We start from the raw sequence: 25,787 nt of genomic DNA on the forward strand, positions 1-25,787 counted from the left end.
GGCGAGCCCAATCCAGCGCCCCCGCGCCCATGACCCGGAGTCCCTGACAATGCCCGCCTATCGTTCGCGCACCTCGACCCACGGCCGCAACATGGCGGGCGCGCGCGGCCTGTGGCGGGCGACCGGCATGAAGGACGGCGACTTCGGCAAGCCGATCATCGCGGTGGTGAACTCGTTCACGCAGTTCGTGCCCGGCCACGTCCACCTCAAAGACCTCGGCCAGCTGGTCGCGCGCGAGATCGAGGCGGCGGGCGGCGTCGCCAAGGAATTCAACACCATCGCGGTCGATGACGGCATCGCCATGGGCCACGATGGCATGCTCTACTCGCTGCCCAGCCGTGACCTCATCGCCGACAGCGTGGAATACATGGTCAACGCCCACTGCGCCGACGCCATGGTCTGCATCTCCAACTGCGACAAGATCACGCCGGGCATGCTGATGGCCGCGATGCGCCTCAACATCCCCGCCGTGTTCGTGTCCGGCGGCCCGATGGAGGCCGGCAAGGTGATCCTCAAGGGCAAGGTCCAGGCGCTCGACCTCGTCGATGCGATGGTCGCCGCCGCCGACGAGAGCTACACCGACGAGGAAGTCGCCGCGATCGAGCGTTCGGCCTGCCCGACCTGCGGCTCGTGCTCGGGCATGTTCACCGCCAACTCGATGAACTGCCTGACCGAGGCGCTGGGGCTCTCGCTGCCGGGCAACGGCTCGACGCTGGCGACCCACTCCGACCGCGAGCGCCTGTTCCTCGAAGCGGGCCGCGTCGCCGTGGACATGTGCCACCGCTACTACGAGCAGGAGGACGAGAGCGTCCTGCCGCGCAATGTCGCCAGCTTCAAGGCGTTCGAGAACGCCATGAGCCTCGACATCGCCATGGGCGGATCGACCAACACCGTGCTCCACCTTCTCGCCGCCGCCGCCGAAGCGGGCGTGGACTTCACCATGGCCGACATCGACCGCCTCAGCCGCAAGGTGCCCTGCCTCTCCAAGGTCGCCCCGGCCAAGTCGGACGTCCACATGGAGGACGTCCACCGCGCCGGCGGCATCTACGCCATCCTCGGCCAGCTCGAACGCGCGGGGCTCCTGCACACCGACCTGCCGACCGTCCATACGAGGACGCTGGCCGAGGCGATCGAGCGCTGGGACATCAGCCGCACCACCGAACCTTCGGTCGAGCATTTCTACAAGGCCGCGCCCGGCGGCGTGCCGACGCAGACCGCGTTTAGCCAGTCGGCCCGCTGGGAGGAACTCGACCTCGACCGCGAGAACGGCGTCATCCGCTCGAAGGAGCATGCGTTCAGCCAGGACGGCGGCATCGCCGTGCTCTACGGCAACATCGCGCGCGACGGCTGCATCGTGAAGACCGCCGGTGTGGACGAGAGCATCCTCAAGTTCAACGGCACCGCGCGCGTCTATGAAAGCCAGGACGCGGCGGTCGCGGGCATCCTCGGCGGGCAGGTCGGCGCGGGCGACGTCGTCGTCATCCGCTACGAAGGGCCACGCGGCGGGCCGGGCATGCAGGAAATGCTCTACCCCACCAGCTACCTCAAGTCGAAGGGCCTGGGCAAAGCCTGCGCGCTGCTGACCGACGGGCGTTTCTCGGGCGGCACCTCGGGCCTCTCGATCGGCCACGCCTCGCCCGAAGCGGCCGAGGGCGGCGAGATCGGCCTCGTCGAGAACGGCGACGCCATCGAGATCGACATCCCCGGCCGCACCATCAACCTGATGGTCTCGGACGAAGTGCTGGCCCACCGCCGCTCGCAGCAGGAAGCGCGCGGCGACGACGCCTGGTCGCCGGTGCACCCGCGCCCGCGCAAGGTCTCGGCCGCGCTCCAGGCCTACGCGGCGATGACCACCAGCGCGTCCAAGGGCGCCATCCGCGACGTGACGCAGCTCAAGCGGAAATAAGCCTTCAATCCTGCGCAAGCGGGACCGTTCGGAGACAGGGAGGTCGGTCACGCGGGGGCGTGAACCGGCCTCTTTCTTTTCCGCTTCCCACTTTCCCGTGCGGCGCAGCCCCTGTACGAAGCCTGCATGCCCATCAAATTCGCCAGCTCCGTCTCCCTCGCCCTCGTGCTCACCGCCTGCTCGTCGAACAGCGAGCCGCCGCCTGTCGCGGCCGGAAGCGAGCATATCGCGTGCGCGGTCGGCGGATCGGCGGAACTGAAGCCGGTCTGTTCGGTCGAGCGGTCCGAGGCGGACGGCAAGCTCACGCTCGTGGTGCGTCACCCGGACGGCGCGTTCCGGCGCTTCGACGTCATGACCGACGGGTCGGGCCTCGCGGTCGCGGACGGCGCGGAGAAGGCCGTCACGCGCCTTGAGGGCGGCAAGCTCGACGTCACCGTGGGCGCCGACCGCTACCTGTTCCCAGCGACGAAGAAAGCCGATGCCGGCAAATGACCAGATCCTCACCGCGGCGCAGATGCGCAGCGCGGAAGGCCGGCTGATCGACGCCGGATCGAGCGTCGATGCGCTGATGCAGGTCGCAGGGCGCGGCGCGGCGGAATGGGTCTGGCGCCTTGCCGGACACCACAAAGTCACCGTGCTCTGCGGCCCCGGCAACAACGGCGGCGACGGCTATGTCATCGCCGAAGCCATCCGCGAGCGGGGCGGTAACGCGGTGGTCGTCGTGGCCAGCGAGCCCGCCACCGACGCCTGCCGCAAGGCCCGCGCACTGTTCGGCGGCGACGTGCTCGATCCCGATGCGCAAGTCTCGGGCGAGGTGCTGGTCGACTGCCTGTTCGGCAGCGGCCTGACCCGCCCCCTTACGCCCGCACATTTCGCATTGCTGTCCAGCCTCGCGGCCTCGCATAGCCGTCTTGTCGCCATCGACGTCCCGAGCGGGGTTCAGGCGGACTCCGGCGCGTTGCTGGGCGAAGGGTTGCCCGACTACGATCTGACGATCGCGCTCGGCGCTTGGAAATTCGCGCATTTCCTGATGCCGGCAACCGTCCGCATGGGCGCGCTGCGGCTGGTGTCGATCGGCGTCGAAGCCGTCGACGGCGCAGCGCGGGCGATTACGCGGCCGCGCATCAAGGCTCCGGCGCCGGACTCGCACAAGTACCGGCGCGGATTGCTGGCGGTGGTCGGCGGCGCGATGCCGGGCGCGGCCATCCTCGCCTCGATCGCGGCGCAGGGGGCAGGGGCGGGCTACGTCAAGCTGTTCGCCGGGTCCGGGCCCAACGCACCCGCCGACCTCGTGGTGGATACCGGGCCGCTGTCGGACGTGCTGACCGACGACCGCAACCGCGCGGTGCTGGTCGGTCCCGGCCTCGGTCGCGACAGCGCCGCCCGCGAGCGTCTGGCCGTGGCACTGGCGGACCGGGCGGCAGCGGTGGTCGACGCCGACGCGCTGATGCTGCTTGCGCCGCGCCACCTGGCCGAGCGCACCGCGCCCACCATCGCCACCCCGCACGAGGGCGAACTGGCCGCGCTCGAACGCGCGTTCGACCTCGAAGGCGCGGGCACGCGGCCGCAGCGCGCGCTCGCGCTGGCCCGGGCGAGCGGCATGGTGGTGGTCGCCAAGGGGCCGGACACCGCCGTCGCCGCGCCCGACGGACGGCTGGCCTGTGCACCGCGCGCATCCTCGTGGCTGTCGGTGGCGGGGACGGGCGACGTGCTGGCAGGCGTGATCGCCAGCCGCGTTGCCACCGGGCTCGGCGCGTTCGAGGCCGCCTGCGAAGGCGTCTGGCTCCACGGCGAGGCGGCGCGGCTCTGCCCGCCGGGCTTCACCGCCGGGCAACTGGCCGAGCGCGTGCCTGCGGCGCTGGCGGAGTGTCTCCGGGCCGGCTGAACGCCCGTCTGTTCTATTCCGGCCCGTCCTGCTAGGGGCGCGCCATGAACGAATCCGAGGAAATCCTGCGCGTCGCCTCCAAGGGCGACGGCGTGACCGCGTCCGGCCGCTTCGCCTGGGGCGCAGCGCCGGGCGACATGCTGGCCATCGACGGCACGCTCGAATGGGGCCCGCACCATGTCCAGCCGCCGTGCCGGCACTTCGGCACCTGCGGCGGCTGCCAGCTCCAGCAGCTCGACGAGGAGAGCCTTGCCGCCTTCGTCGAGGGCCGCGTCGCCAATGCCTCGGCCGCGCAGGAGCTGGGTGCGCAGGTGCTGGGCGCGCCCTACCTGTCGCCGCCGATGAGCCGCCGCCGCGCCTCGCTGCGCGCCGAGAGTTCGGGCGGCCGCGTGGTCATCGGCTTCCGCGAGGCGAAGTCGCACCGCCTGGTCGAGATCGAGGAATGCCACGTCCTCGCGCCCGAATTCATCGCGCTGCTCGGCCCCATGCGCAAGCTGCTCATCACCATGGGCAAGGCCGCGCCCGCGAAGAAGGGCGGCCGTCCGGGCAAGTCCGCGAAGCACGCCACGCCGCGCATGGCGGCCGATATCGAGATGACGCTGGTGGACCAGGGCGTCGACCTCGGCGTCAAGGGCCTGACCGCCGAGGGCCTCGCCGCCACCGAGGCGATGCTCGCCTTCGCGCAGGAGCACAAGCTCGCGCGCCTGACCATGGACGGCGGCTACGGCTTCGAGACGGTGTGGGAGCCGGTGCCGGCGACGGTCACGCTGGGCGGCGTAAAGGTTCCGTTCCCCCCGGGCTGCTTCCTCCAGGCGACCAAGGACGGCGAGGAGACGCTCGTGGCCGCCGCGCGCGAATGGCTGGCGGGCGCGCCGACCGTGGCGGACCTGTTCTCGGGACTGGGCACTTTCGCCTTCGCGCTCGCGGGGCCGGAAACCAAGGTCTACGCCGCCGAAGCCGCGCGCGACATCCACCAGGCCTGCAAGGCGGGCGCCGACCGCGCGCAGCTGCCGATCTTCAGCGCCCACCGCGACCTGTTCCGCAACCCGCTCCAGCCCGACGAACTGGCGCGCTTCTCCGCCGTATTGCTCGACCCGCCGCGTGCCGGTGCGCGCGAGCAGGTAGAGTGCATCGCGGATTCCACTGTGGCGCGCGTGGTCTATATCAGCTGCAACCCGTCGAGCTGGTCGCGCGACGCGGCGCGGCTGATCGAAGCGGGATTCCGCCTCGCGGAACTGCGGCCGGTGGGGCAGTTCCGCTGGTCCACGCATGTGGAACTGGCGAGCTACTTCGTTCGGGGATAGCGCGCGAGGCGCCATCCCCTTTCGCGCCCGGTCACACCGCTTCCAGATCCCGCTCGCGGACCATCAACCCCTCGGCCATGCGGTCGGCGACGAGCGGCGGGGGCAGGTTCTCGGCGGCGGCGGTCTCGAGCAGGTCGCGGGTGCGCGGGCCGATCTCCATGACGCGGCCGCGCACCTGGTCGGCGCTTTCGCCGAGGTATTCGGCGGCGACGTTGATGATGCCGCCGGCGTTGACCACGTAGTCCGGCGCGTAAGTGATCCCCCTCGCCATCAGCACGTCGGCGAGGTGGGGCGCGGCGAGCTGGTTGTTGGCCGCGCCGCAGACGATCCCGGCCTTGAGCATGGCGACGGTCGCTTCGTCCAGCGCGCCGCCAAGGGCACAGGGGGCGAAGACTTCGGTCTCCTCGCCGGCAAGCGCATCGATGCTGACGGTCCGCGCGCCGGTCTGCTCGGCGAGGCGGGCACAGCGCACCGGGTCGATGTCGGCGATGACGAGGCGCGCGCCTTCGTCCGCCAGCAGGTGGCAGAGCCCGGCGCCGACGTTGCCCACGCCGAGCACGGAAACGGTCACGCCCGAGAGCGAGCTGCCGTGGCGCAGGCGGACGGCCTCCTTCATCGCCTCGAACACGCCGAGCGCGGTCCAGGGCGAGGGATCGCCGCCCGCGAGGCCGGGCATCGCCGTGCGTCCGGCGACGTGGCGGGTGTGGCGCGCGGCGCATTCCATGTCGGCGACGCCGGTGCCGACGTCCTCGGCGGTGACGTAGCGGCCGTCCAGCTTCTCGACCGCGCGGCCGAAGGCTTCGAACAGGGCGCGGCGGTCGAAATTGCCGGCGGGACGGCGCAGCACGGCCTTGCCGCCGCCGAAGGGCAGGCGGGCCATGGCGTTCTTGTAGCTCATGCCCTCGGCGAGGCGGAAGGCGTCGGCCATGGCCTCGCTCGAATCGGCGTAGGACCACAGGCGGCAGCCGCCCGCCGCGGGCCCGCGCGCGGTCGAATGGATCGCGATCACCCCGTCGAGACCGGCGGCTTCGTCGAACAGGCGGACATATTCCATCGGTGGCATCATGCGTCGGGTTCCGGCTACCATTTTTGCGCTCCTGAGCGAGCTTGGGTCAGGATGCCATTATCGCAGCGATGCCGGGGGCAATCTCACCTCGTTTTGGGCCGTGGAGACCAATTCTCGCAAGACGCGTTCTGGATGGACGTGATATAAGGTCAGAATGACCGATCTTGATCCATTCGAGCGAAAAATTCTCCGCGAGCTCCAGCGCGATGCGAATCAAACGACGGCGCAGATCGCCGAGCGCGTCGGCCTCTCCGCCTCGCCCTGCTGGCGGCGGATCGACAGGCTGGAGCGCGAAGGCGTCATCCAGCGGCGCGTCGCCATCGTCGACCGGCACAAGGTGGGCCTGAACGCGCATGTCTTCGCGCAAGTGAAGCTGAACGCCCACGGCCGCGCCAACCTCGACGAGTTCGCCGCCAAGATCCGCGAGTTCCCCGAAGTGCTCGACTGCTACGTGCTGCTGGGGTCGGTGGACTTCATGATCCGCGTGGTGGCCGAGGACATCAGCGCCTACGAGCGCTTCTTCTTCGAGAAGCTGTCGCAGCTGCCGGGCGTACAGGAAATCACCTCGACCGTGGCGCTGTCGGAGATCAAGGCGACCACGGCGCTGCCGATCTAGCGGTCGGTCATCTGACGCCGATCCATGGCTGGCCAACTCAGGAATGACAAAATGTATCGTCATCCCCGCGTAGGCGGGGATCCCGCTTCGTTCTGCTAGGTCGCGAGAAAAGCGGGGCCCCCGCCTTCGCGGGGGCGACGGGGTTTTTTGTAAGCATTCAGCCGTCCGCGTCGGGCTGGGTCGAGGGATGCGCGGCTGCGACCTCGGGGATTGCGCGCATCGCTTCGCCTGCCGCCACCAGCGCGGGGTAGGGCGAGAGATCGACGCCGAACCGCTCGGCGGAATAGAGCTGGGGGACGAGGTAGCAGTCGGCGAGCGTCGGCGCCCGGCCATACGCGAAGCCCGCGTCGTGGCGAGCCACCTGCGGTTCCAGCGCGGCAAAGCCGTCGCCGATCCAGCGGGCGATCCACGCATCGACCTGCGCCTGCGAGGCGCCGAACTCGGTCCGCAGCGCCGCCAGCACGCGCAGGTTGTTGAGCGGATGGATGTCGCAGCCGATCAGCGCCGCCATCGCGCGCACCGCCGCGCGTCCCCCGGCATCGGCGGGAAGCAGCGCCGGCTCCGGCCAGCTTTCCTCGATCCATTCGAGAATGGCGGGGCTCTGCGTCAGCACCATCCCGCCCGTCTCCAGCGCGGGGACCAGCCCCTGCGGCGCCAGCGCCAGATAGGCCGGGTCGCGCTGGCCGCCGGTGCGCAGGTCGTGGGTGACCTGCGCATAGTCCACGCCCTTCAGGGCGAGCGCGATCCGCACCCGGTAGGATGCCGTGGAACGCCAGTAGCCGTGAAGGACGGGGGCGCTCATGCCGCGGGGAGCACGGAAGCGCGGCACTCGCCGAAGCCGATCGGCACGTAGCCGTCCGCGCGGGCGACGGCCTTGAGGGTGACTTCGTCGCCGTCTTCGAGGAAAGTGCGCTCCTCGCCGTTCGGCAGCGCGATCCTGGTCTTGCCGTTGCCCGACAGCTCCATCAGACTCCCGAAGCCCTCGGGCGTCGGCGTCGAGATCGTGCCGGTGCCGAGCAGGTCGCCGGGGCTCAGGTTGCAGCCGTTCGAGGCGTGGTGGGTGACGATCTGCTGCACGGTCCAGTACATGTTCGACGCCGGGCCGACCGAAAGGCGGTGCGGCTCCGCCCCGGCCTCGCGCATCCGCGCCGTCGAGATGTAGACTTCCAGTTCGATGCCCAGCGCGCCGCCGGCCTGATCGTCCTTGTCCCACAGGTAGGGTAGTGGGCGGGGGTCGCCCTCGGGGCGCGGCGGCTGGGCGATGCGGAACGGGGCCATGGCCTCGGCCGTCACCACCCAAGGCGAGATCGTCGACTGGAAGCTCTTGGCGAGGAACGGGCCCAGCGGCACGTATTCCCAGGCCTGGAAATCGCGCGCCGACCAGTCGTTGAGCAGGCAGAAACCGGCGACGTGGTCGGCCGCGCGCTCGATCGGCACGGTGTCGCCCAGCGCGTTGCCGCGCCCGATCCAGACGCCGAGTTCGAGTTCGTAGTCGAGCCGCGCGGTCGGGCCGACGACGGGGACTTCGGCCTCGGGGGGCTTACGCTGCCCGCTCGGCCGCCGGACCGGCACGCCCGAGGGACGCACTGACGAGGCGCGGCCGTGGTAGCCGATCGGCACGTACTTGTAGTTGGGCAGCAGCGGATTGTCGGGGCGCAGCAGCTTGCCGATGTTGGTGGCGTGATGGATGCCGACGTAGAAGTCGGTGTAGTCGCCGATCGCGGCGGGCAGGTGCATCGCGCAAAGCGAGGCGGCGTGGAGGTGCGGGCGCAGTGTTTCCTCGCGGCCGGCGTCGCACAGCAGCGCGCTCAACGACTTGCGCAGCGCGAGGCGGCCGGGCGAGGGAAGCGCGAAGAGAGCATTGAGGGTGGCGCCGCCCAGCGCCTCGCGCACTTCGAGCGGCAGGAGGTCGGCGATGGCGGCGAGGTCGAGGATCTCGTCGCCGATGGCCACGCCGATGCGGCGGGTGTCATGGCCGGGCGAGAACACGCCGTAGGGCAGATTCTGGACGGGGAAGTCGGCGTGGCCCTCGGCGCTCGCGACCCAGCTTTTCAGCGCGGGATCGTGGGTTTCGTCGATCTTGGGAAAGGTCATGCGTCGGGCCCTTTGGCGGTGTTGGCGGGAAGCCGGGCCTTGCGAAAGCCGGTCCAGCAGTCGTCGTAGTCGAGTTGGCACAGCGGCGTTTCCTGCGCGAAACGCGTGGTGCGCAAGGGAAAGCGGCTTTCGAACATGAAGGCCATGGTGTTCTCGATCCGATGCGGGACGAGGGTGGCGCCGACCGCCGCCTCGTAGCTCGCGCGGTCGGGGCCGTGGCCCGCCATGCAGTTGTGGAGCGAGGCGCCGCCGGGCGCGAAACCGCCTGCCTTGGCGTCGTAGGCGCCGTGGATGAGGCCCATGAACTCGCTCATCACGTTGCGGTGGAACCACGGCGGGCGGAACGTCGCCTCGGCCACCATCCAGCGCGGCGGGAAAATCACGAAGTCGCAGTTGGCGGTGCCCGGCGTATCGCTGGGCGAGGTCAGAACGGTGAAGATCGAGGGGTCGGGATGGTCGAAGCTGACCGTGTTCATCGTGTTGAAGCACCGCAGGTCGTAGCGGTAGGGCGCGAGATTGCCGTGCCAGGCGACGACGTCGAACGGCGAGTGGGGCAGCGTGGTGGTCCACAAGGTGCCACAGAACTTCTGGACGATCTCGAAGGGTTCGTCGTCATCCTCGAAGCGGGCGACCGGCACTTCGAAGTCGCGCGGATTGGCGAGGCCGTTGGAGCCGATCGGGCCGAGGTCGGGAAGGCGGAAAAGCGCACCGTAGTTCTCGCAGATATACCCCCGCGCCGCGCCGTCCGGCAGTTCGATCAGGAAACGCACTCCGCGCGGGATGACGACAATCTGCTCGGGTTCGACGGGGAGCACGCCCATCTCTGTCACGACGCTAAGCCGGCCTTGTTGCGGCACTATCAGCATCTCGCCGTCGGCGTTGAACAGTGCGCGGCGCTCCATCGAGCGGTTCGCGGCGTAGAGGTGGACGCCGATGCCGGCCCCCGCCGCCGGGTCGCCGTTACCGCAGTAAGTGACGAGGCCGTCGATGAAATCGGTGGGCTCGGCGGGCAGGGGGAGCGGGTCCCAGCGCAGGCGGTTGGGGGTCGGCGGCGCGTCTTCGAACGGCCCGCTGCGCAGGCGGGTGGGCGCGGCGTAGGGCTGGAACGCAGGATGATTGGCGGTCGGACGCAGGCGGTAGAGCCAGCTGCGGTGGTTTTCAGCGCGGGGCGCGGTGAAGGCGGTGCCGGAGAGTTGCTCGGCATAAAGGCCGAAGGGCACGCGCTGCGGCGAATTGCGCCCGACCGGCAGCGCGCCCTCGAGAGCCTCGGTGGCGAAGTGGTTGCCGAACCCGGTCATCATCGCCTCGTCGCGCACGCCTGTCTCCCGCAGATGGTAACGTTTGATACTACATAAGGATTGATGGCTTGGTGTCAAATGTTACTAAACCCCATGACCGAGCATCGCCTGCACCTCGACGCCTTCATTCCCTACCGCCTGTCGTTCACCTCGACGCTGGTGAGCGACAGCATAGCGCGCACCTATGGGCGGCTGTTCGGCATCGGCGTGCCAGAGTGGCGGGTGATTGCCTGGGTGGCGCAGGCGGACGGCATTACCCAGCAGGAGATCTGCGCGCGCACCCGGATGGACAAGATGACCGTAAGCCGCGCCACCGCCAGCCTGACGAAGCGCAGGCTGCTGGAGCGGATGCCCCATGCAGGAGACCGCCGCTCGCACCTGCTGGTACTGAGCGGCGAAGGCCGCGCCCTCCACGCCGATATCGCGCCGAAGGCGCTGGAACTGGAGAGCCGGATATTCTCGCGGTTCGAAGATCGCGAGATCGCCGATTTCGTGCAGATGCTGCGGCGGATCGACGCGGCGGTGCTGGATATTGAAGATCCGCCGGGTCAGGAATCGTCCTGAAGAACTGCGTCCAAAACCCCGTCGTCCCCGCGTAGACGGGGATCCCGCTTGTTCCTTGGGGCTCGCGTAAGAAAGCGGGACCCCCCGCATGCGAGGGGGCGACGGAAAGGGCTGGGGGTGGATGGTGTCGGGCGGGCGTTACCCGCCCGCGGCCTTGTCCATCATGTCCATGAAATCCCGCGCGGTGTTGCGGTCGGCCTCGTTGTCGAAGGCGACGTCGAGGTCGGGCGCGGCCCCGAACATGAACATCAGCGTCCACAGCGCGAAGCGGCGTCCCTTGTCCTTCTCCATGCCGAAGTCGACGCGCATGCGGTCGATCCCGGTTTCGAGCGTGGTGGGCGCGATCGTCGAGAGATCGTCGGTGCCGAAGTAGCGGCGCAGCTGGTCGTCGAAGTCCATGGGCTATTGTAGGATCTGCCGGGCGTGGGAGAAAGCGAAACCTGCCTGCGTTTTGCCGAGCGCAGTTGAGACACCTCGCGCGCCGTCAGCGTGTCTCGACTGCGCTCGACACGAACGGAGAGGGGAAGCAAGTGCCTGTCCGCACATTCACCCCGTATCCGCGTCCCAGCCGCAGCAGCCACCGCAGACCGGATAGGCGACCGCACCCCAGGCGCTGGCGACGAAGCCGAGGAAGAAGGTGGGCCAGCCCAGGCCCCAGTTCTCGGCCAGCAGCGCGTCCGCCAGCGTCGCCAGTGTGATCAGGATGAAGAATGCCTCCACGCCGATGTAGGCGAACTTGAACGGCCTCATCGCGTGGACGGGACGTCCTTTGCCCATCGCCTGCTCCGACTCTCTTCGTGTCGTTATGCCGTCATATACCGCGCCGAGGCCCCCGTTTCCATGGGGATTTGCGCGTTCAGTCCGTACCGGACAGGACTCTGGCGAATGCCTCCGCATCGGTGTTTCCGCCCGAGAGCACCACGGCGGTGCGAGGTCCCAGTTCGACCTTGCCTGCCAGGACCGCCGCCAGCGCCGCCGCGCCGCCCGGCTCGACGACGAGGCGCAGCTTCGCGAAGGCCAGGCGCTGCGCGGCGCGCACTTCTGCCGGGGTGACGACGAGGCCGAACGGGCAGCGCGCCTGCAGGATGGCGAAATTGATCGGGCGCGTGGCGGGCGTCTGCAGCGCGTCGCAGGCGGTCGGCGGGGCGTCTGGCGCGACCCGCTCGATCCGCCCGGCGGCGAGGCTGCGGCAGACGTCGTCCCAGCCCTCGGGCTCCACGGGGACGATGCGCGCATCGGGGCAGGCAAGCGCGAGTCCGGCAGTCAGGCCGCCGCCGCCGCAGGGGGCGACGACGAGGTCGGGCGGGCCGCCGGCCAGCGCCTGCATCTGCGCGGCGATCTCGATGCCGGTGCTGCCCTGGCCCTCGATGATCCACGGGTCGGCGTAGGCGTGGACGAGGGTGGCGCCGCGCTCGATGCACAGTCGCTCGGCCACTTCGTCGCGGTCCTCGCCTCCGGGGCGGTCGTAGAGCACGACTTCGGCGCCCAGCGCGCGGGTGTTGGCGAGCTTCACGGCGGGGGCGTCTACGGGCATGACGATGGCGGCGGTCACGCCGAGGCGGCGGGCGGCCCAGGCGACGCCCTGCGCGTGGTTGCCGCTGGAGACGCCGACGACGCCGGCGGCGCGCTCGGCTTGGGTGAGGTCGGTCAGACGGTGCCATGCCCCGCGAATCTTGAACGCGCCGACGGGCTGGAGGCACTCGGCCTTGCACCAGATCGTGCGGCCCTCGATCTCGAGCGGGAGCAGGGGGGGGGCGGGCAGAATCTCGGCCACCTTGCGGGCGGCGAGGGCGACGCCTGCGGCGGTCGGGGTGCGGGTCGGGGTCATGGGGGGCTTCTAGGCGCGAGCGAGGCTCAACAAAACCCTCGTCATTCCCGCGAAGGCGGGAACCCATCTGGTGCCGCTTCAATCGGCCACGTCAGGAGATGGGTCCCGGCCTGCGCGGGGACGACGCGTTCACCGCGACAGGCGCACGATCTGGTAGTAGCCCAGCGGCCCGCGCTGGTGCTCCAATCGCAGACCATGGACGCGCGCCACGTGGGCCGCCGCATTGCCGAGATCGAGACGAGGGGTGACGTGGAAGCGCGCGAGCCAGCCGGTCAGCAGGGCGCGCAAGGGGCGCGGAAGGCCGGCGCAGTCGCCGAAGTCGACCACATGGAGCGAACCACCCGGCGCCAGCGTAGCGGCGGCCTGCGCCAGCGCCGCTTCCCAGTCGGGGATCATCGACAGCGCGTAGGACAGCATGACGCGCTCGAACCCGTCGCGGCCGAGCAGGTCCATGGCGTCGAAACGGGTCGCGTCGCCCAGCGCCAGCGTGCCCGACCGGCCGAGCCGCTTGCGGGCGCCGCGCAGCATCTCGCCCGAGATGTCGAGGCCGTGGAGCCGCACCCCGCGCCAGCGCTTCGCCACCATCGCCAGGTTGCGCCCGGTGCCGCAGCCAATCTCCAGCACGGACATGCCGGGCTTGGCCTCGAGTTCGCGGATCAACCGGTCGCGGCCGAACAGATAGTACTTGCGCGTCAGGTCGTAGATCGGGCGCTGCCAGCGGTAGACGCGGTCCATCAACGCGGCGTGGTCGGATGCTGTGGTGGCCACGGCGGTCAGCCCCTGAACACGTAGAGGTGGACGCCGCCGTAGATCGAGGAACGGTCGGCGCGGTTGGCCTTGTGCGATTCGGCCTCGCGGTAGTCCCAGCGGTCGAGGATGGCCTCGGGCACGCGGCCGGGCAGCAGCGAGGGTTCGGCGGCGGTGCGGAACAGCACGCGGGCGCCGGGGCGGGCGGTGCGGGTGATCTCGGTCCACAGCTCGGTCAACTGCGCGTCGGTCATCCAGTCCTGCGCGTCGAGCAGGACGTAGCGGTCGTAGCTGGCGTCATCGGCGGCGGCGAGGACGTGGGTGAAATTGGCGTGGCGCAGGTCGAGGCGGCCCAGCCGTTCACGCACCTGCGGCAGGTTGGCCTCCTGCAGGTAGGGCGGCAGGGGTGCTTCCACGCCCTTGCCGTAGCCGCGCGAGAAGGCCTGCCAGGCGAAGTAATTGTCGTTGACCGGGAAGTCGCACGAGAGCTTTTCCAGCCGCCCGCGCAGCACGTCGGCCATGGAGTGCCCGCCGGCGAGCGCGTCGTACTGCGCTGGGGGAATGCCGAGGCCGAACAGCGAGGCGGGGTGGCGGGTCAGCCAGCGCACCAGCGGGCGCTCGAACATAGGGGCGAAACGCTCGTCGAAGACGCGGCGCTGGTCCGCGAGGGTGTCGGCGGCGAGGATTTCGGCGGGGTCGATGCGGTGGAGCCTGGCGATCAGGTGCGCCGCGCCGATGAAGCTGCCGAGCAGGCCGTGGCGGTAGACGCCGCGCGTGAAGGCGCCGATGCGGCGACGGCCGACGAGGTCGCGGCCTTCCCAGTAGCGGCGGGTCGCGTCGCTCAGGTGCGGGGCGAGGCTGTCGCGGTAGAGCGCGAGGTTCCCGGGGCGGTCGGCCTCGGCGACGAAGCGGCGCAGGTCCGCGTAGTCGAGGTGGCGCACCGCGGCGTGCTTGAGTTCGTTGAGCGCGATGTGGGCGGTGTTGAGGTCGACTACGGTGATGTGCTCGGGATTCGCGGTCAGGTACGATAGCGCGTTGCAGCCGCCGCTGGCGATGGTGATGATGCGGCTGTCGGGCTGGATCTCCATCGCGTCCATGTCGGCGACTGGGTCTTCCCAGATCTGCGCGTAGACCAGGCCCTTGAAGGCCATCGCAAAGGCCTTGTCGAGCAGGCGGCTCTTGCGCGAACTGTCCTCGCGGACGACGGCGCCTTCGATGAGGCTGGGGCGGGGAGAGGTCATGGCGCCGGGTTCCTTCGTAGGAGTTGTGGCGCAGATGCCCCCGTGCGGTGACCGGGTGATGACGCGGCGATGGCAGTTTGTGACAGGCACGGGCTAGGATAAGCCTGTGTGCGACCAGGTGTCGTTATTGTGCGGTTCACGCTCGGCAGTTGAGTTGTCACACAGCGGCCCTATATGGCCCTCTTTCTTTTGTTGCCCTCCCGAAGGAGACAATCCGGTGAGCAAGGTTCTGGTGATCGGCGCAGGCGGCGTCGGCTCGGTCGCGGTCCACAAGATGGCGATGAATGCCGACATCTTCTCGGATATCCATCTCGCCAGCCGCACCGTCAGCAAGTGCGAGGCGATCGCCGAATCGGTCAAGGCGCGCACCGGCGTGACCATCGGCACTTATGCCATCGACGCCGACGACGTGGCGGCGACCTCGGCGCTGATCCGCGAGATCGGCCCCAAGCTGGTGGTCAACCTTGCGCTGCCGTACCAGGATCTCGCGATCATGGACGCCTGCCTCGCGACCGGCACCCATTACATGGACACCGCGAACTACGAGCCCAAGGACGTGGCCAAGTTCGAATACCACTGGCAGTGGGCCTACCAGGAGCGCTTCAAGGAAGCAGGCCTGATGGCGCTGCTCGGCTCTGGCTTCGACCCGGGCGTGACCTCGGTCTTCGCGATGTGGCTCAAGAAGCACAAGCTCGCCACCATCCGCACGCTCGACATCCTCGACTGCAACGGCGGCGACCACGGGCAGGCCTTCGCGACCAACTTCAACCCGGAAATCAACATCCGCGAAGTGACCGCGCCCGCGCGTCACTGGGAGAACGGCCAGTTCGTCGAGACCCCGGCGATGGCCAAGAAGGTCAGCTTCGACTTCGAGGCCGTCGGTCCCAAGAACATGTACATGATGTACCACGAGGAACTGGAAAGCCTCGCGAAGTTCGTCCCCGAGATGGAGCGCGCGCGCTTCTGGATGACCTTCGGCGACGCCTATATCCAGCACCTCACCGTGCTGCAGAACGTGGGCATGACCCGCATCGACCCGGTGATCTACAACGGCGTCGAGATCGTGCCGCTGCAGTTCCTGAAAGCCGTGCTGCCCGAGCCCGCCTCGCTCGGCCCCACGACCAAGGGCAAGACCAACATCGGCGACATCGCGACCGGCCAGGCGCTCGACGGTTCGGGCGAGAAGACGTTCTACATCAAGAACATCTGCGACCACGAGGACGCCTACGAGGAAACCGGCAACCAGGCGGTCAGCTATACCACCGGCGTGCCCGCGATGATCGGTGCGGCCATGGTGCTGACCGGCGCGTGGAGCGGCGAGGGCGTATTCAACATCGAGCAGTTCGATCCCGATCCCTTCATGGACATGCTGAACAAGCACGGCCTGCCGTGGACGGTCGAAGAACTCGCCGAGCCGCTGCCGTTCTGATGCGGGTGTTTCGGACGATCGCCATGACGGCGCTGGGCGCACTCGCGCTCGGCGCCTGCACCCCGCAGGCCGCTGCGCCCGAAACGGCGCCCGCGGCTGAGGGCGGCCAGTCCTTCTCGCGCGACATGAGCGCGGCGGACAAGGCGGCCTGCACCTCCGGCGGCGGCACCGTGCAGCGGCGCGGGCGAATGCAGGCGGAAAGCTGCGTCCACGCCTTCGCGGATGCGGGCAAGCAGTGCTCTGACAGCGCGCAGTGCCAGGGCAAGTGCGTTGGCAGCGCCGGCGACACCGGCTCCACCGCTGCCGTCACCGGACAGTGCCAGGCCGACGATCGCCTGTTCGGCTGCTACGCCGAGGTCAAGGGCAGCAAGGCGACGGGCGCGATCTGCGTCGACTGAGCTCGGGGGTGCCCGGTGCTTTGCCCGCAACGGTCGCGGGGATAGCCCGTGACAATCGCCCGCGCTTTGTACGGTGTCTCGACTTTGCTCGACACGAACGGACCTTGGTTCAGAAACTCTAGGACGAAGCACATGGAAACCAGAGCCGGCGATCCGGGCGCCTTCGCCCAATTCGACCTCGCGCGGGTCGACAGCCCGGCCTTCGTGGTCGATGCGGCGAAGCTGCGCGACAATCTGCGCATCCTCGCCGACATCGGCGAGCGTTCGGGCGCCAAGGTCCTCTCGGCGCTGAAGGCTTTCTCGATGTGGTCGACCGCCCCGATCGTGGGCGAATACCTCGACGGCGTGTGCACCTCGGGCCTGTGGGAAGCGCGCCTTGCCTCGGAGTTCTACGACGGCGAGATCGCGACTTACTGCGCGGCCTACAAGGAGGAGGACATGGACGAGATCCTGCGCCTCTCCGACCACGTCGTCTTTAACTCGCCCGCGCAGATCGAGCGCTTCTGGCCCTTCATCGAGCTGGCCCGGGCGCGCGGCGAGATCTTCCACATCGGCCTGCGCATCAACCCGCTGCATCCAGAGGGAGAGGTGCCAAAGTACGATCCCAGCGCCGCGCACTCGCGCCTCGGCTTCCCGATCGACCAGCTGACCGAAGAGCATGTCGGCATGATCGACGGCATCCACTTCCACAACCTGTGCGAGCAGGATTTCGAGCCGCTGCAGCGCACCTGGGACAAGGTGTTCGACTACCTCGAGCCCTATTTCGGCGAGCTCAAGTGGATCAACCTAGGCGGCGGGCACCACATCACCCGCGCCGATTACCAGCGCGACGAACTGGTCGAATTCCTCGCCGACATGGCCGAGGACACCGGCGCGCAGATCTACATCGAGCCGGGCGAAGCGGTGGCGCTGGATGCCGGCATCCTCGTCGGCACCGTGCTCGACGTGGGCTGGAACGGCATGCCGGTCGCGGTCGTCGACATCTCGGCCACCTGCCACATGCCTGACGTGATCGAGGCGCCCTATCGCCCCGCCATGCTGGGCGAGCTGCCGGTTGAGGACGACGGCCTCGTCGATGCGGGCGAGGGCGGGGCAGTGCGCCTCGGCGGGCCCTCGTGCCTCGCCGGCGACGTGATCGGCGACTACCGGTTCCCCGGGCCCATCGAGCCCGGCCACCGCTTCGCCTTCCTCGACCAGGCGCATTATTCGATGGTCAAGACCACCACGTTCAACGGCGTGCCCCTGCCCTCGATCTGGCTGTGGGACTCGCAGAACGACGGCCTCGAATGCGTCCGCAAGTTCGACTACGAGGACTTCCGTAGCCGCCTGAGCTGACATGGCCGCCTTTCTCCGCCCGCCGCGCCGCAGGCCCGACCAGTCCCGGATTTGCGAATCGCCGGGAGCAGAGAAGGGCATCCGCACGTTGCAATCCTCGACGACCGTTCGCCGAACTGGCCCCGTGAGGCGTCATCCGGCTGTCACGGAGAGAGCATATGCAAGCCACTGGTTTATTTTAGAAAAAACCCGGATTTTGTAACGGCGTTTTCGCGCCCGGCTCCTGTATGACGTTTTTGTGAAAGGGGTCTATTTTTTCTTGCGAATCGCCAAAGCAACCCTATATCCGGCCCCTCGCTGCCCCATGGGGACTTCCAAACCGCAAGGCAGCCCTTGTCATTAACATCGGTGGTAACACACCGTTTGGGGGTCCCTTGAATTGCACATTTACCCTGACGCATCGGTTGTAGCTGGTACCCTTTCGCCAGACGAACCCGTGATTATCAACCGTCCGCACGCTGCTGCGCGGGCGGCCCGTTTCTTCGCCACGAAGTTTCCGGGCAAGTCGCTTTATGCGGTAAAGGCGAATCCCTCGCCGGATCTCATCCAGATCCTCTGGGACAACGGCATCACGCACTACGACGTTGCCTCGATCACCGAGGTGCGCATGGTGCGCGCGACGCTTCCCGACGCGACCCTGTGCTTCATGCACCCGGTCAAGACCGCAAGCGCGGTCCGCGAGGCCTATTTCCAGCACGGCGTGCGCACCTTCAGCCTCGACACGCTCGAGGAAGTCGAGAAGATCGTCGAAGCGACCGCCGACGCCGAGGGCAACCGTGCCACGGACCTGCGCCTCTGCGTGCGCCTGCGCGTCTCGTCCGAGTATTCGGAACTCAGCCTCGCCTCGAAGTTCGGCATCGACCTTGCCGACGCGGGTGAGCTGCTCCAGGCGACCCGCCAGGTCGCCGACTGGCTGGGCGTGTGCTTCCACGTCGGTTCGCAGGCTATGACACCCTTCGCCTACGTCCAGGCGCTCGAGCGCGCGCGTGCCGCGATCGCCGATGCGGGCGTGGTCATCGACATGATCGACGTGGGCGGGGGCTTCCCCTCGTTCTACCCGGGCATGGAGCCGCCGCCGCTCGAGGACTACTTCGCGATCATCCATCGCCACTTCGAGGCCCTGCCGATCGCCTACAACGCCGAGCTGTGGTGCGAACCCGGCCGCGCGCTGTCGGCCGAGTACAACTCGCTGATCGTCAAGGTCGAGAAGCGCCGCGGTGACGAACTCTATATCAACGACGGTGCCTACGGCGCGCTCTACGATGCCGCGCACGTCGCCTGGCGCTTCCCCGTCAAGGCTATCCCGCGCGACGGTGAGCGTTCGAGCGAGCTGAAGGAGTTTTCCTTCTACGGCCCGACTTGCGACGACGCGGACTTCATGGAAGGCCCGTTCATGCTCCCCTCCGACATCAAGGCGGGCGACTGGATCGAGGTCGGCATGCTGGGCGCCTACGGCGCGGCCATGCGCACCGCCTTCAACGGCTTCGGCGGCGGCGAGGTCGTGATGGCGCAGGACGAGCCGATGGCGAGCCTCTACACCGGCCGCAAGGACCCGCGCGTCTCGGACAACGTCGTCTCGCTGCGCTGACGCACGGCGGGCGGCGTTACGCTGCCCGCGCCTTACGCAGATCAGGCCCTCCGGTGCTTCGGCTTCGGAGGGCCTTTCGTTGCGGTCAGCGGCGCCGGGCGCGCAGTGCCGCCATGCCGGACAGCGCGAGCGCCAGCATGCATCCCAGCAGCGCGGCGAGGCTTGCCCCGGCGGCGATGCGCTGGCGGAGTGGGCGCGCATAGGCGAACGGGCGATACCGGCTGAACGCCTCGGCCTGCGGGCGCTGGGCGAGCGTGAAGGCGTCGCCGGGGCGGCACTGGTTCTCGGCCGGGAAGACGTAGCAGGCGGGATTGCGGAGATTGGGCCGTCCGCCGCTCACGCCGAGCGCAGGTCCCGGGGCGAGCGGGCCCTGCGGGAAGACTTCCATGCGGTAGCCGAACATCGGCTCGTAGCAGGGAAAGTCGCTCACCCCGTCGGCTACGGCGTCGTTGCGGGCGGTCAGTTGCTCGCCGCTGCCCTCCCACGGATCGGCGATGCGGGTGATGGCCGGGACCTTGCCTCCCGCCGCGACGCGCGCGTGGGCGGCCATCAGCGGAGCGGGATCGTAGGCCTGCTGCTCGTAGTAGGTCATATCCGTCGCGGCCGTCTGCGCGATCGTCAGCACGATCGCCCCTGTGGCCCACCATGCGCGGCCGATGGGAGCAGCGACCAGATAGTCGAGCAGGACGGCGGTCAGCACGCAGAGCAGCGGCACGTAGGCGAACCAGAACCGCAGCATCACCGACATCATCTTGACCACCGGCAGGTGCAGCACCAGCCAGCGCAGGCCGAGCGCGTCCCAGTTCACCAGCATCGGGATCAGCAGGAGCATCCCCAGCGCCAGCAGGAGGAGCCTCCTGCCCGGTGCGGCGAGGCGGCGAAGGTCGCCCCGCCGGATGGCGGCCCACAGAGCCCAGCCGAGTGCCAGCAGCGGCACGATGCCCACGCCATACTCGAACTCGGCCCGGTCGAGCACAAGCTTCTCCGGCGGCAGCCACGCGAGGACCTGCGGGACAAACAGCGAGGCACCGGCTCCCCCGACCAGCATGGGCAGGCTCTCGGTCATGCGCAGGCTGACGGGCCGCACGACCTCGGCGGCAAAGGCCAGCGCGGGCAGCAGCTTGTACGCGCAGAGCGCTATCCAGATCACGGCCGCGACTGCCGCGAGCGGGACGATCCCGGAGTGCCAGCGGCCGCACCAGGCGAGCATCAGGGCCAGCATCGCCAGCGCCAGCATCATCGGCAGGATGGTGTTGGTGCCGCCGCTGTAGAACAGGTAGGCCAGCAACAGCGCGCTTGCGGTGCAGCGCGCGGCGGCTCCCGTCCATCGTGTGCGCCCTGCGGCGGGCTGCGGGAACAGGAGCAGGGCGATCAGCGGCAGCAGCATCACGCCGTGGAAGGTCACATGTCCGACGATCATGCGGCTGACGTAGAAGCCGTTGAGCAGGAAGATCGTCCCCGCCACCAGTGCCGCCGGCGCGGACGCGGCGAAGGCGTGCCTTGCGAGCAGGTACATGCCGGCGCCTCCCGCCAGTCCGAAGGCGGTCCACGAGACGATCAGGCTCGCCATCGGCGGCATCACCGCCATCAGCATCTGCGGCAGCGACCAGTAGACGGACTGGGGATTGAACAGAAACGGCGTACCGCCACAGAACGACGGCAGGAACTCGGGGGGGACGAGGGGGCCGTTCACGGACTGCCAGAAATACCCGCCCGTGAACCAGGGCAGGAACAGCCCGTAGTCATAGCCAAGACGCCCGGATGCGTTCGGAAAGAAGCGCGCGATGGTGAACACGAACAGGACCACCGCCCCGGCCGCTGCCGCCCACGTCACCCTTGTGGCGATCGATCCGCCCGACCGGCCTTCCATGCTCTGCCCCCGCATACCTGAATGTCAGGCCGCAGGAAGCCGTCCCGTCTGCGCAAGTCAAGCGACGGCGGGCGCTCGCCGCGCGCTAAAGCAGCAGCGATCCCGGCGCGGGACAGGACATCGACGAATGCCTAAACGCCGCGCGCCGGGGTCGGCGCCGTTTTCGTCAGGCGCTGACGAACAGGTCCTTGTAGCGGCGCGGCTGGCTGCGCAGGAACTGCGGTGCGACCTTGATCTGCGCGCCCAGCGCGGCGGCGGCGTGCCACGGCCAGCGCGGGTCGTAGAGCACGGTGCGGGCAAGCGCGATCATGTCCGCCTCACCGGTGGCGATGATCGCCTCGGCCTGCTCGGGCTCGGTGATGAGACCCACCGCCACGACCGGGATCGACACTTCCTCCTTCACGCGGCGCGCGAGCGGGACCTGGTAGTTGGGGCCGACCGGAATCTTCTGGTCGATCGACAGGCCGCCCGAGGAGACGTGGATAGCCCCAGCGCCGCGCGCCTCCAGCGCTTTCGAGAAGGCGACGGTCTGCTCGATGTCCCAGCCGCCTTCGGCCCAGTCGGTGCCCGAGAGGCGGACCGTGACGGGCTTGTCGGCGGGGAAGGCGGCCCGCACGGCGTCGAAGACCTCGAGCGGGAAGCGGAGCCGGTTTTCAGGGCTGCCGCCATATTCGTCGGTGCGGTGGTTGGAGAGCGGCGAAAGGAACTGGTGCAGCAGGTAGCCGTGGGCGGCGTGGATCTGGATCGCGTCGATGCCGAGCCGGGCGCAGCGGCGGGCCGCTTCGGCGAAGGCGTCGCGGATGCGGGCAAGGCCTTCCTTGTCGAGCGCCACGGGGGGATTCTCGTGCGCCTCGAAGGGCAGGTCGGAAGCCGAGAGCGTCTGCCAGCCGTTGGGAGCATCGACGGCGATCTGCGCGCCGCCGTCCCACGGCTTCGCGGTGCTGGCCTTGCGCCCGGCGTGGGCGAGCTGGATCGCGATCGGCATGTCGGACCAGCGGCGGACCGCCTCGAGCACCTTGGCCATGGCCTGCTCGGTCGCGTCGTCCCACAGGCCGACGTCGGCGTAGGAGATGCGCCCCTCGGGCGTCACGGCGGTGGCCTCGATCGTCAGGAGCGCGGCGCCGGACTGCGCCAGCTGGCCCAGATGCATGGCGTGCCAGTCGGTCATGCGGCCGTCCTCGGCGGAATACTGGCACATCGGCGCGATGACGATGCGGTTGGGCAGGGTAAGATCGCCGACGGATATGGGCTCGAAGAGCTTGGCCATGGATATTCCTCAGGTCATTGCGGCTGCGGGGGATGCGATCCTGCTCAGGCGCGGATCGTTGCAGCGAGCGTGCACTTGGGAACGCAGGGCCCCGGAAAAAAGGGGCTGCACCCGGTCAGGCGGCGGCTTTCCGATAGAATATCTTGCAACTGCGAAAGCGCGCAGCGGTATTGGCCTCAGGAACCGGAGCCGCAGGCGCACGGCTTCGAGGACATCCGACGAGAGCTGCGGCGAGACGCATCCTGAACGAACCTAACCCATTCCGCCGTGCCACAGCCCGACATGCGCGCGGGGCAGGTGTAAGGGGGTCAGGCGGCCTCGCGCATTTCCAGGCGTTCCCAGATCTCGGCGAGAGCGTCGGTGAGTTCGCGCATCATCGCCTCGGTATGCGCGGGGCCGGGGGTGAAGCGCAGGCGCTCGGTGCCGCGGGGCACGGTCGGGAAATTGATCGGCTGCACGTAGGCGCCGTACTCGGCGAGCAGGATGTCGCTGATCTGCTTGGCACGGACCGGATCGCCCACCATCAGCGGCACGATGTGCGTGGTCGAGTCCATGACCGGCAGGCCGGCGTCGCGGAACATCTGCTTCATCATCGCGGCCGAGCGCTGCTGGCCCTCGCGTTCCTCGCTCGAGCTCTTGAGGTGCTTGACCGAGGCCAGAACGCCCGCGACCAGCACCGGCGACAGCGAGGTCGTGAAGATGAAGCCCGGCGCGTAGGAGCGGATGCAGTCGATGATCTTGGTGTTGGTGGCGATGTAGCCACCCATCACGCCGAACGCCTTGCCCAGCGTGCCCTCGATGATGTCGATGCGGTGCGCCGCCTCGTCACGGTCGGTGATGCCGCCGCCGCGGGGGCCGTACATGCCGACCGCGTGTACCTCGTCGATGTAGGTGAGGGCGTTGTACTTGTCCGCCAGGTCGCAAATCGCGTGGATCGGCGCGACGTCGCCGTCCATCGAATAGACCGACTCGAACGCGATCAGCTTGGGCACGTTTTCGTCGGTTTCGGCCAGCAGTTCCTCGAGATGATCGAGGTCGTTGTGGCGCCAGACCTTCTTCTCGCAGCCCGAGTTGCGGATGCCGGCGATCATGGAGGCGTGGTTCAGCTCGTCCGAGAAGATCACGCAGCCGGGCAGCAGCTTGGCGAGGGTGGAAAGCGTGGCGTCGTTCGAGACGTAGCCGGAGGTGAACAACAGCGCGCCCTGCTTGCCGTGCAGGTCGGCCAGCTCTTGCTCCAGCTCGATGTGGTAGTGGGTGTTGCCGCCGATGTTGCGGGTGCCGCCCGAGCCGGCGCCGACATCGTGCAGCGCCTCTTCCATGGCCTCGATCACCTTGGGGTGCTGGCCCATCGCGAGATAGTCGTTCGAGCACCAGACCGTGATCGGCTTCGGGCCGTTGTGGCCGGCGAAGCAGCGGGCGTTCGGATAGGCGCCCTTGTTGCGCAGGATGTCGATGAAGACGCGGTAACGGCCCTCGGAGTGGAGCCGCTCGATCGCCTGGTCGAAAATGTGTTCGTAGTTCACGGTTGAGACTGTGTCCTGCGTTGCCTGTCCTGCGCGCCCCACCGGGACACCAGATAGCTTTTCCGGCGGCCAATACCTTATCGTGTGATCCATTGCCAGTCGCTTGTGCCTTGGGTCTAATCGGAAAACGTACCAGCGGAAAACGGAACTTTTACCAGGTCGTGCCCGCTCACGATCACCATCTGCGGCACGGCGCGGTGCAGCGCATGGATCGTCATCAACCACGACTGGTTTTCATGGCGATACCCTGCCGGTTCGCCGCGTGTGGCGAGGCGCGCGGGCAGGCGCTCCTCCAGCCAGTTCGCCCGGAGCCTGGCGACGTCGCCGGTGAAGAGGTACTCGCGTTCGTCCGCCATCCAGACGTAGATCATCGCCAGACCCCGCGCGAGGCCGGGGACGGGGATCACCACCACGCCGGGCGCCGGGGCGTAAGGCGCGGTGCCAGCGGGAGGAAGCTCCTTTCCGGCGCGGCGTACACCCGGCGCATGGCCGCCGTTGTGTATGGGGCGGTCGGCCAGCAGCAGGCGATGGACCGCCTTGGCCAGCGCACGATCGACGCGGGCCTGTGCGACGCCGTCGTAGCGATCGAAATCATACGCCAGCGCCGCCTTGGCCGACGTGCCCGCATCGATCACGATCGGACCGCTGCCGGGCACCACCAGTTCGTAAACGCGCACCGCCGTTGCGGTCGGCCGCAATCCGCTGCCGGCTACCAGCATGTTGCGCGAGACGTAGCGGTATCCCACCGTTTCCATCCGCAGTTCGGTCGGACGCGCGCCTTCCGGCCCGGCCGCCAGTGCGCGGAGCTGGGCGATGGTGACCGGCTTTGCCATGGGCTCGGCATTTCCCCTGCCGGCACCCCGGTCGAACCCGGGGTCGACCAGATACCAGTAGTAGGGAATTCCGATGATGAGCAGTACCGACAACAACCAGATATTCAGGCGTCGCGTCAAAACCTCTGGACCTCAAGCAACCCGTACTGCGCCAGCTTCGTGCGGTACGCATCGGGCACGTCTCCCGCCGCGGTAAATAGCGCGCGGTCTGGGGCTTGGCGAGCGTATTCCTGTCCCGCAGTGAGACGCGCGACCTGACGCGCGATGCCTTGCGCGCCGTGTACGAAGCGGACCTGCGGGCCCAGCGCCTCGGCCAGTTCCGCCTCGACCAGCGGGAAGTGGGTGCAGGCGAGGACGACGGTGTCGATCAACTCGCCGCCGGGCTGGCTGCGCAGCGCGTCGGCGGCGTGGCGTATCGCGGCGGGATCGACCGGCTCGCCGCGCAGCTTGGCCTCCGCCGCCTCGACCAGACCCGGCGCGCCGTGGCGCAGGAGGCGCTTGTCGGCGGCGAATTCCTGCTCGAGCCGGTCGACGTAGACCTGCCGCACGGTCGCCTCTGTTCCGAGCAGGCCGATCACGCCGGTGCGGGTCATCGCGGCGGCGGGCTTGATGGCGGGGACGGTGCCGACGACCGGCACCTCCAGCACTTCGCGCACCATGCCCAGCGCAATCGTCGAGGCGGTGTTGCAGGCGATGCAGACGAGGCGCGGGCGGAAGCGCTCGGTCATGCGGCCGAGCAGTCCGGCGACGCGCGCGGCGATCTGTGCCTCGGTTTTGGAGCCATATGGCAGGCCGGCCGTGTCGGCGGCGTAGATTATCGGCGCATCGGGCAGTGCGCGGCGCACTTCCTCAAGCACGGTGAGGCCGCCCACGCCCGAGTCGAACAGCAGGATCGGCGCCGATGGATCGATATCGGCGGCACTCGGGGTAGCGCCCCTGGGCGCGCTCGTCGTATCGGAAGGCATCGTTTTTCCCTGGACCTTGCCACCTGTTAA

The 25,787-nt window shown here is 68.7% G+C and carries 24 protein-coding genes; 10 read left to right on the forward strand and 14 right to left on the reverse strand.

Annotation, left to right across the window (positions count from 1 at the left end; genetic code table 11):
• Positions 1 to 49: 49 nt before the first annotated feature.
• The 4 genes from ilvD to AC07M9_RS05280 all read left to right on the forward strand — a co-directional run bounded on the left by ilvD (position 50) and on the right by AC07M9_RS05280 (position 5,095).
• On the forward strand, positions 50 to 1,906 hold the full coding sequence (gene ilvD, locus AC07M9_RS05265) for a dihydroxy-acid dehydratase (RefSeq protein WP_494881919.1): 1,857 nt from the start codon (positions 50 to 52) through the stop codon (positions 1,904 to 1,906).
• A 126-nt stretch (positions 1,907 to 2,032) separates the two neighbouring features.
• Positions 2,033 to 2,398 carry a hypothetical protein gene (locus tag AC07M9_RS05270; RefSeq protein WP_494881921.1) on the forward strand — a complete coding sequence of 122 codons (366 nt, stop codon included), beginning with the start codon at positions 2,033 to 2,035 and terminating at the stop codon, positions 2,396 to 2,398.
• The gene (locus AC07M9_RS05275) at positions 2,385 to 3,791 is read left to right on the forward strand and encodes an NAD(P)H-hydrate epimerase (RefSeq protein ID WP_494881922.1); all 1,407 of its coding nucleotides are present in this window, start codon (positions 2,385 to 2,387) and stop codon (positions 3,789 to 3,791) included. Before AC07M9_RS05270 ends, AC07M9_RS05275 begins: the two co-directional genes overlap by 14 nt.
• Positions 3,792 to 3,835: 44 nt before the next feature.
• Entirely contained in the window at positions 3,836 to 5,095 is a 1,260-nt protein-coding gene (locus AC07M9_RS05280; protein ID WP_494881923.1) for a class I SAM-dependent RNA methyltransferase, read from the forward strand.
• A 31-nt stretch (positions 5,096 to 5,126) separates the two neighbouring features.
• Here AC07M9_RS05280 and AC07M9_RS05285 read toward each other — a convergent pair whose 3' ends face one another.
• On the reverse strand, positions 5,127 to 6,182 hold the full coding sequence (locus tag AC07M9_RS05285; protein WP_494881924.1) for a Leu/Phe/Val dehydrogenase: 1,056 nt from the start codon (positions 6,180 to 6,182) through the stop codon (positions 5,127 to 5,129).
• A gap of 133 nt (positions 6,183 to 6,315) precedes the next feature.
• Between AC07M9_RS05285 and AC07M9_RS05290 the strand changes: the two genes are divergently transcribed.
• Complete coding sequence (locus AC07M9_RS05290; protein WP_494881925.1) at positions 6,316 to 6,777, forward strand: Lrp/AsnC family transcriptional regulator; 462 nt, start codon at positions 6,316 to 6,318, stop codon at positions 6,775 to 6,777.
• A 157-nt stretch (positions 6,778 to 6,934) separates the two neighbouring features.
• On the opposite strand, the gene maiA is transcribed toward AC07M9_RS05290, so the two are convergent.
• The 3 genes from maiA to hmgA are packed head-to-tail and all read right to left on the reverse strand — an operon-like array spanning position 6,935 to position 10,169.
• Positions 6,935 to 7,579, reverse strand: coding sequence for a maleylacetoacetate isomerase (gene maiA, locus AC07M9_RS05295; protein ID WP_494881926.1), 645 nt, complete (start codon positions 7,577 to 7,579; stop codon positions 6,935 to 6,937).
• Positions 7,576 to 8,871 carry a fumarylacetoacetase gene (gene fahA, locus AC07M9_RS05300; protein ID WP_494881928.1) on the reverse strand — a complete coding sequence of 432 codons (1,296 nt, stop codon included), beginning with the start codon at positions 8,869 to 8,871 and terminating at the stop codon, positions 7,576 to 7,578. The genes maiA and fahA overlap by 4 nt, the downstream gene beginning before the upstream one ends.
• Positions 8,868 to 10,169 carry a homogentisate 1,2-dioxygenase gene (hmgA, locus tag AC07M9_RS05305; RefSeq protein ID WP_494883891.1) on the reverse strand — a complete coding sequence of 434 codons (1,302 nt, stop codon included), beginning with the start codon at positions 10,167 to 10,169 and terminating at the stop codon, positions 8,868 to 8,870. Before hmgA ends, fahA begins: the two co-directional genes overlap by 4 nt.
• A 93-nt stretch (positions 10,170 to 10,262) precedes the next feature.
• Here hmgA and AC07M9_RS05310 point away from each other — a divergent pair, with 93 nt between their 5' ends.
• Positions 10,263 to 10,733: a MarR family winged helix-turn-helix transcriptional regulator gene (locus AC07M9_RS05310; RefSeq protein ID WP_494881929.1), complete on the forward strand. Its 471-nt coding sequence runs from the start codon at positions 10,263 to 10,265 to the stop codon at positions 10,731 to 10,733.
• Positions 10,734 to 10,871: 138 nt separating this feature from the next.
• Here the strand turns inward: AC07M9_RS05310 and AC07M9_RS05315 are convergent, their stop codons facing one another.
• The 5 genes from AC07M9_RS05315 to AC07M9_RS05335 form a co-directional block, all read right to left on the reverse strand.
• A complete protein-coding gene (locus AC07M9_RS05315) occupies positions 10,872 to 11,132 on the reverse strand; it encodes a hypothetical protein (RefSeq protein ID WP_494881930.1) in 261 nt (86 codons plus the stop codon).
• A gap of 147 nt (positions 11,133 to 11,279) precedes the next feature.
• The gene (locus tag AC07M9_RS05320; protein WP_494881932.1) at positions 11,280 to 11,510 is read right to left on the reverse strand and encodes a hypothetical protein; all 231 of its coding nucleotides are present in this window, start codon (positions 11,508 to 11,510) and stop codon (positions 11,280 to 11,282) included.
• 79 nt (positions 11,511 to 11,589) lie between these two features.
• Complete coding sequence (locus AC07M9_RS05325) at positions 11,590 to 12,561, reverse strand: threonine ammonia-lyase (RefSeq protein WP_494881934.1); 972 nt, start codon at positions 12,559 to 12,561, stop codon at positions 11,590 to 11,592.
• 129 nt (positions 12,562 to 12,690) lie between these two features.
• Positions 12,691 to 13,329: a class I SAM-dependent methyltransferase gene (locus AC07M9_RS05330; RefSeq protein WP_494881936.1), complete on the reverse strand. Its 639-nt coding sequence runs from the start codon at positions 13,327 to 13,329 to the stop codon at positions 12,691 to 12,693.
• A 5-nt stretch (positions 13,330 to 13,334) separates the two neighbouring features.
• Complete coding sequence (locus tag AC07M9_RS05335) at positions 13,335 to 14,549, reverse strand: BtaA family protein (RefSeq protein ID WP_494881937.1); 1,215 nt, start codon at positions 14,547 to 14,549, stop codon at positions 13,335 to 13,337.
• A gap of 217 nt (positions 14,550 to 14,766) precedes the next feature.
• Between AC07M9_RS05335 and AC07M9_RS05340 the strand changes: the two genes are divergently transcribed.
• From AC07M9_RS05340 to AC07M9_RS05355, 4 genes are all read left to right on the forward strand, one after another.
• Complete coding sequence (locus AC07M9_RS05340) at positions 14,767 to 15,978, forward strand: saccharopine dehydrogenase family protein (RefSeq protein WP_494881938.1); 1,212 nt, start codon at positions 14,767 to 14,769, stop codon at positions 15,976 to 15,978.
• Between the two features lie 23 nt (positions 15,979 to 16,001).
• A complete protein-coding gene (locus tag AC07M9_RS05345; protein ID WP_494881939.1) occupies positions 16,002 to 16,376 on the forward strand; it encodes a hypothetical protein in 375 nt (124 codons plus the stop codon).
• A 132-nt stretch (positions 16,377 to 16,508) separates the two neighbouring features.
• Positions 16,509 to 17,711, forward strand: coding sequence for a carboxynorspermidine decarboxylase (locus tag AC07M9_RS05350; RefSeq protein ID WP_494881940.1), 1,203 nt, complete (start codon positions 16,509 to 16,511; stop codon positions 17,709 to 17,711).
• Between the two features lie 379 nt (positions 17,712 to 18,090).
• Positions 18,091 to 19,299: a type III PLP-dependent enzyme gene (locus AC07M9_RS05355; protein ID WP_494881942.1), complete on the forward strand. Its 1,209-nt coding sequence runs from the start codon at positions 18,091 to 18,093 to the stop codon at positions 19,297 to 19,299.
• An 85-nt stretch (positions 19,300 to 19,384) separates the two neighbouring features.
• On the opposite strand, the gene AC07M9_RS05360 is transcribed toward AC07M9_RS05355, so the two are convergent.
• The 5 genes from AC07M9_RS05360 to murI form a co-directional block, all read right to left on the reverse strand.
• Positions 19,385 to 21,169: a hypothetical protein gene (locus AC07M9_RS05360; RefSeq protein ID WP_494881943.1), complete on the reverse strand. Its 1,785-nt coding sequence runs from the start codon at positions 21,167 to 21,169 to the stop codon at positions 19,385 to 19,387.
• 166 nt (positions 21,170 to 21,335) lie between these two features.
• Positions 21,336 to 22,436 (reverse strand): NADH:flavin oxidoreductase/NADH oxidase, encoded by a 1,101-nt coding sequence (locus tag AC07M9_RS05365; RefSeq protein WP_494881945.1) that lies wholly within the window; start codon positions 22,434 to 22,436, stop codon positions 21,336 to 21,338.
• 308 nt (positions 22,437 to 22,744) lie between these two features.
• Positions 22,745 to 23,959 carry a 5-aminolevulinate synthase gene (gene hemA, locus AC07M9_RS05370; protein ID WP_494881947.1) on the reverse strand — a complete coding sequence of 405 codons (1,215 nt, stop codon included), beginning with the start codon at positions 23,957 to 23,959 and terminating at the stop codon, positions 22,745 to 22,747.
• A gap of 116 nt (positions 23,960 to 24,075) precedes the next feature.
• Complete coding sequence (locus AC07M9_RS05375; protein ID WP_494881949.1) at positions 24,076 to 24,885, reverse strand: hypothetical protein; 810 nt, start codon at positions 24,883 to 24,885, stop codon at positions 24,076 to 24,078.
• 23 nt (positions 24,886 to 24,908) lie between these two features.
• Complete coding sequence (gene murI / locus AC07M9_RS05380) at positions 24,909 to 25,757, reverse strand: glutamate racemase (protein ID WP_494881951.1); 849 nt, start codon at positions 25,755 to 25,757, stop codon at positions 24,909 to 24,911.
• Positions 25,758 to 25,787: the final 30 nt, after the last annotated feature.

The organism is Novosphingobium sp. GW821-FHT09E05 (genome assembly GCF_059416165.1).

Excerpts from the sequence above, each read along its gene's own strand:
- ilvD (WP_494881919.1), top strand. The coding sequence starts at position 50 with ATGCCCGCCTATCGTTCGCGCACCTCGACCCACGGCCGCAACATGGCG.
- AC07M9_RS05270 (WP_494881921.1), top strand. The coding sequence starts at position 2,033 with ATGCCCATCAAATTCGCCAGCTCCGTCTCCCTCGCCCTCGTGCTCACC.
- AC07M9_RS05275 (WP_494881922.1), top strand. The coding sequence starts at position 2,385 with ATGCCGGCAAATGACCAGATCCTCACCGCGGCGCAGATGCGCAGCGCG.
- AC07M9_RS05280 (WP_494881923.1), top strand. The coding sequence starts at position 3,836 with ATGAACGAATCCGAGGAAATCCTGCGCGTCGCCTCCAAGGGCGACGGC.
- AC07M9_RS05285 (WP_494881924.1), bottom strand. The coding sequence starts at position 6,182 with ATGGTAGCCGGAACCCGACGCATGATGCCACCGATGGAATATGTCCGC.
- AC07M9_RS05290 (WP_494881925.1), top strand. The coding sequence starts at position 6,316 with ATGACCGATCTTGATCCATTCGAGCGAAAAATTCTCCGCGAGCTCCAG.
- maiA (WP_494881926.1), bottom strand. The coding sequence starts at position 7,579 with ATGAGCGCCCCCGTCCTTCACGGCTACTGGCGTTCCACGGCATCCTAC.
- fahA (WP_494881928.1), bottom strand. The coding sequence starts at position 8,871 with ATGACCTTTCCCAAGATCGACGAAACCCACGATCCCGCGCTGAAAAGC.
- hmgA (WP_494883891.1), bottom strand. The coding sequence starts at position 10,169 with ATGACCGGGTTCGGCAACCACTTCGCCACCGAGGCTCTCGAGGGCGCG.
- AC07M9_RS05310 (WP_494881929.1), top strand. The coding sequence starts at position 10,263 with ATGACCGAGCATCGCCTGCACCTCGACGCCTTCATTCCCTACCGCCTG.
- AC07M9_RS05315 (WP_494881930.1), bottom strand. The coding sequence starts at position 11,132 with ATGGACTTCGACGACCAGCTGCGCCGCTACTTCGGCACCGACGATCTC.
- AC07M9_RS05320 (WP_494881932.1), bottom strand. The coding sequence starts at position 11,510 with ATGGGCAAAGGACGTCCCGTCCACGCGATGAGGCCGTTCAAGTTCGCC.
- AC07M9_RS05325 (WP_494881934.1), bottom strand. The coding sequence starts at position 12,561 with ATGACCCCGACCCGCACCCCGACCGCCGCAGGCGTCGCCCTCGCCGCC.
- AC07M9_RS05335 (WP_494881937.1), bottom strand. The coding sequence starts at position 14,549 with ATGACCTCTCCCCGCCCCAGCCTCATCGAAGGCGCCGTCGTCCGCGAG.
- AC07M9_RS05345 (WP_494881939.1), top strand. The coding sequence starts at position 16,002 with ATGACGGCGCTGGGCGCACTCGCGCTCGGCGCCTGCACCCCGCAGGCC.
- AC07M9_RS05350 (WP_494881940.1), top strand. The coding sequence starts at position 16,509 with ATGGAAACCAGAGCCGGCGATCCGGGCGCCTTCGCCCAATTCGACCTC.
- AC07M9_RS05360 (WP_494881943.1), bottom strand. The coding sequence starts at position 21,169 with ATGGAAGGCCGGTCGGGCGGATCGATCGCCACAAGGGTGACGTGGGCG.
- AC07M9_RS05365 (WP_494881945.1), bottom strand. The coding sequence starts at position 22,436 with ATGGCCAAGCTCTTCGAGCCCATATCCGTCGGCGATCTTACCCTGCCC.
- murI (WP_494881951.1), bottom strand. The coding sequence starts at position 25,757 with ATGCCTTCCGATACGACGAGCGCGCCCAGGGGCGCTACCCCGAGTGCC.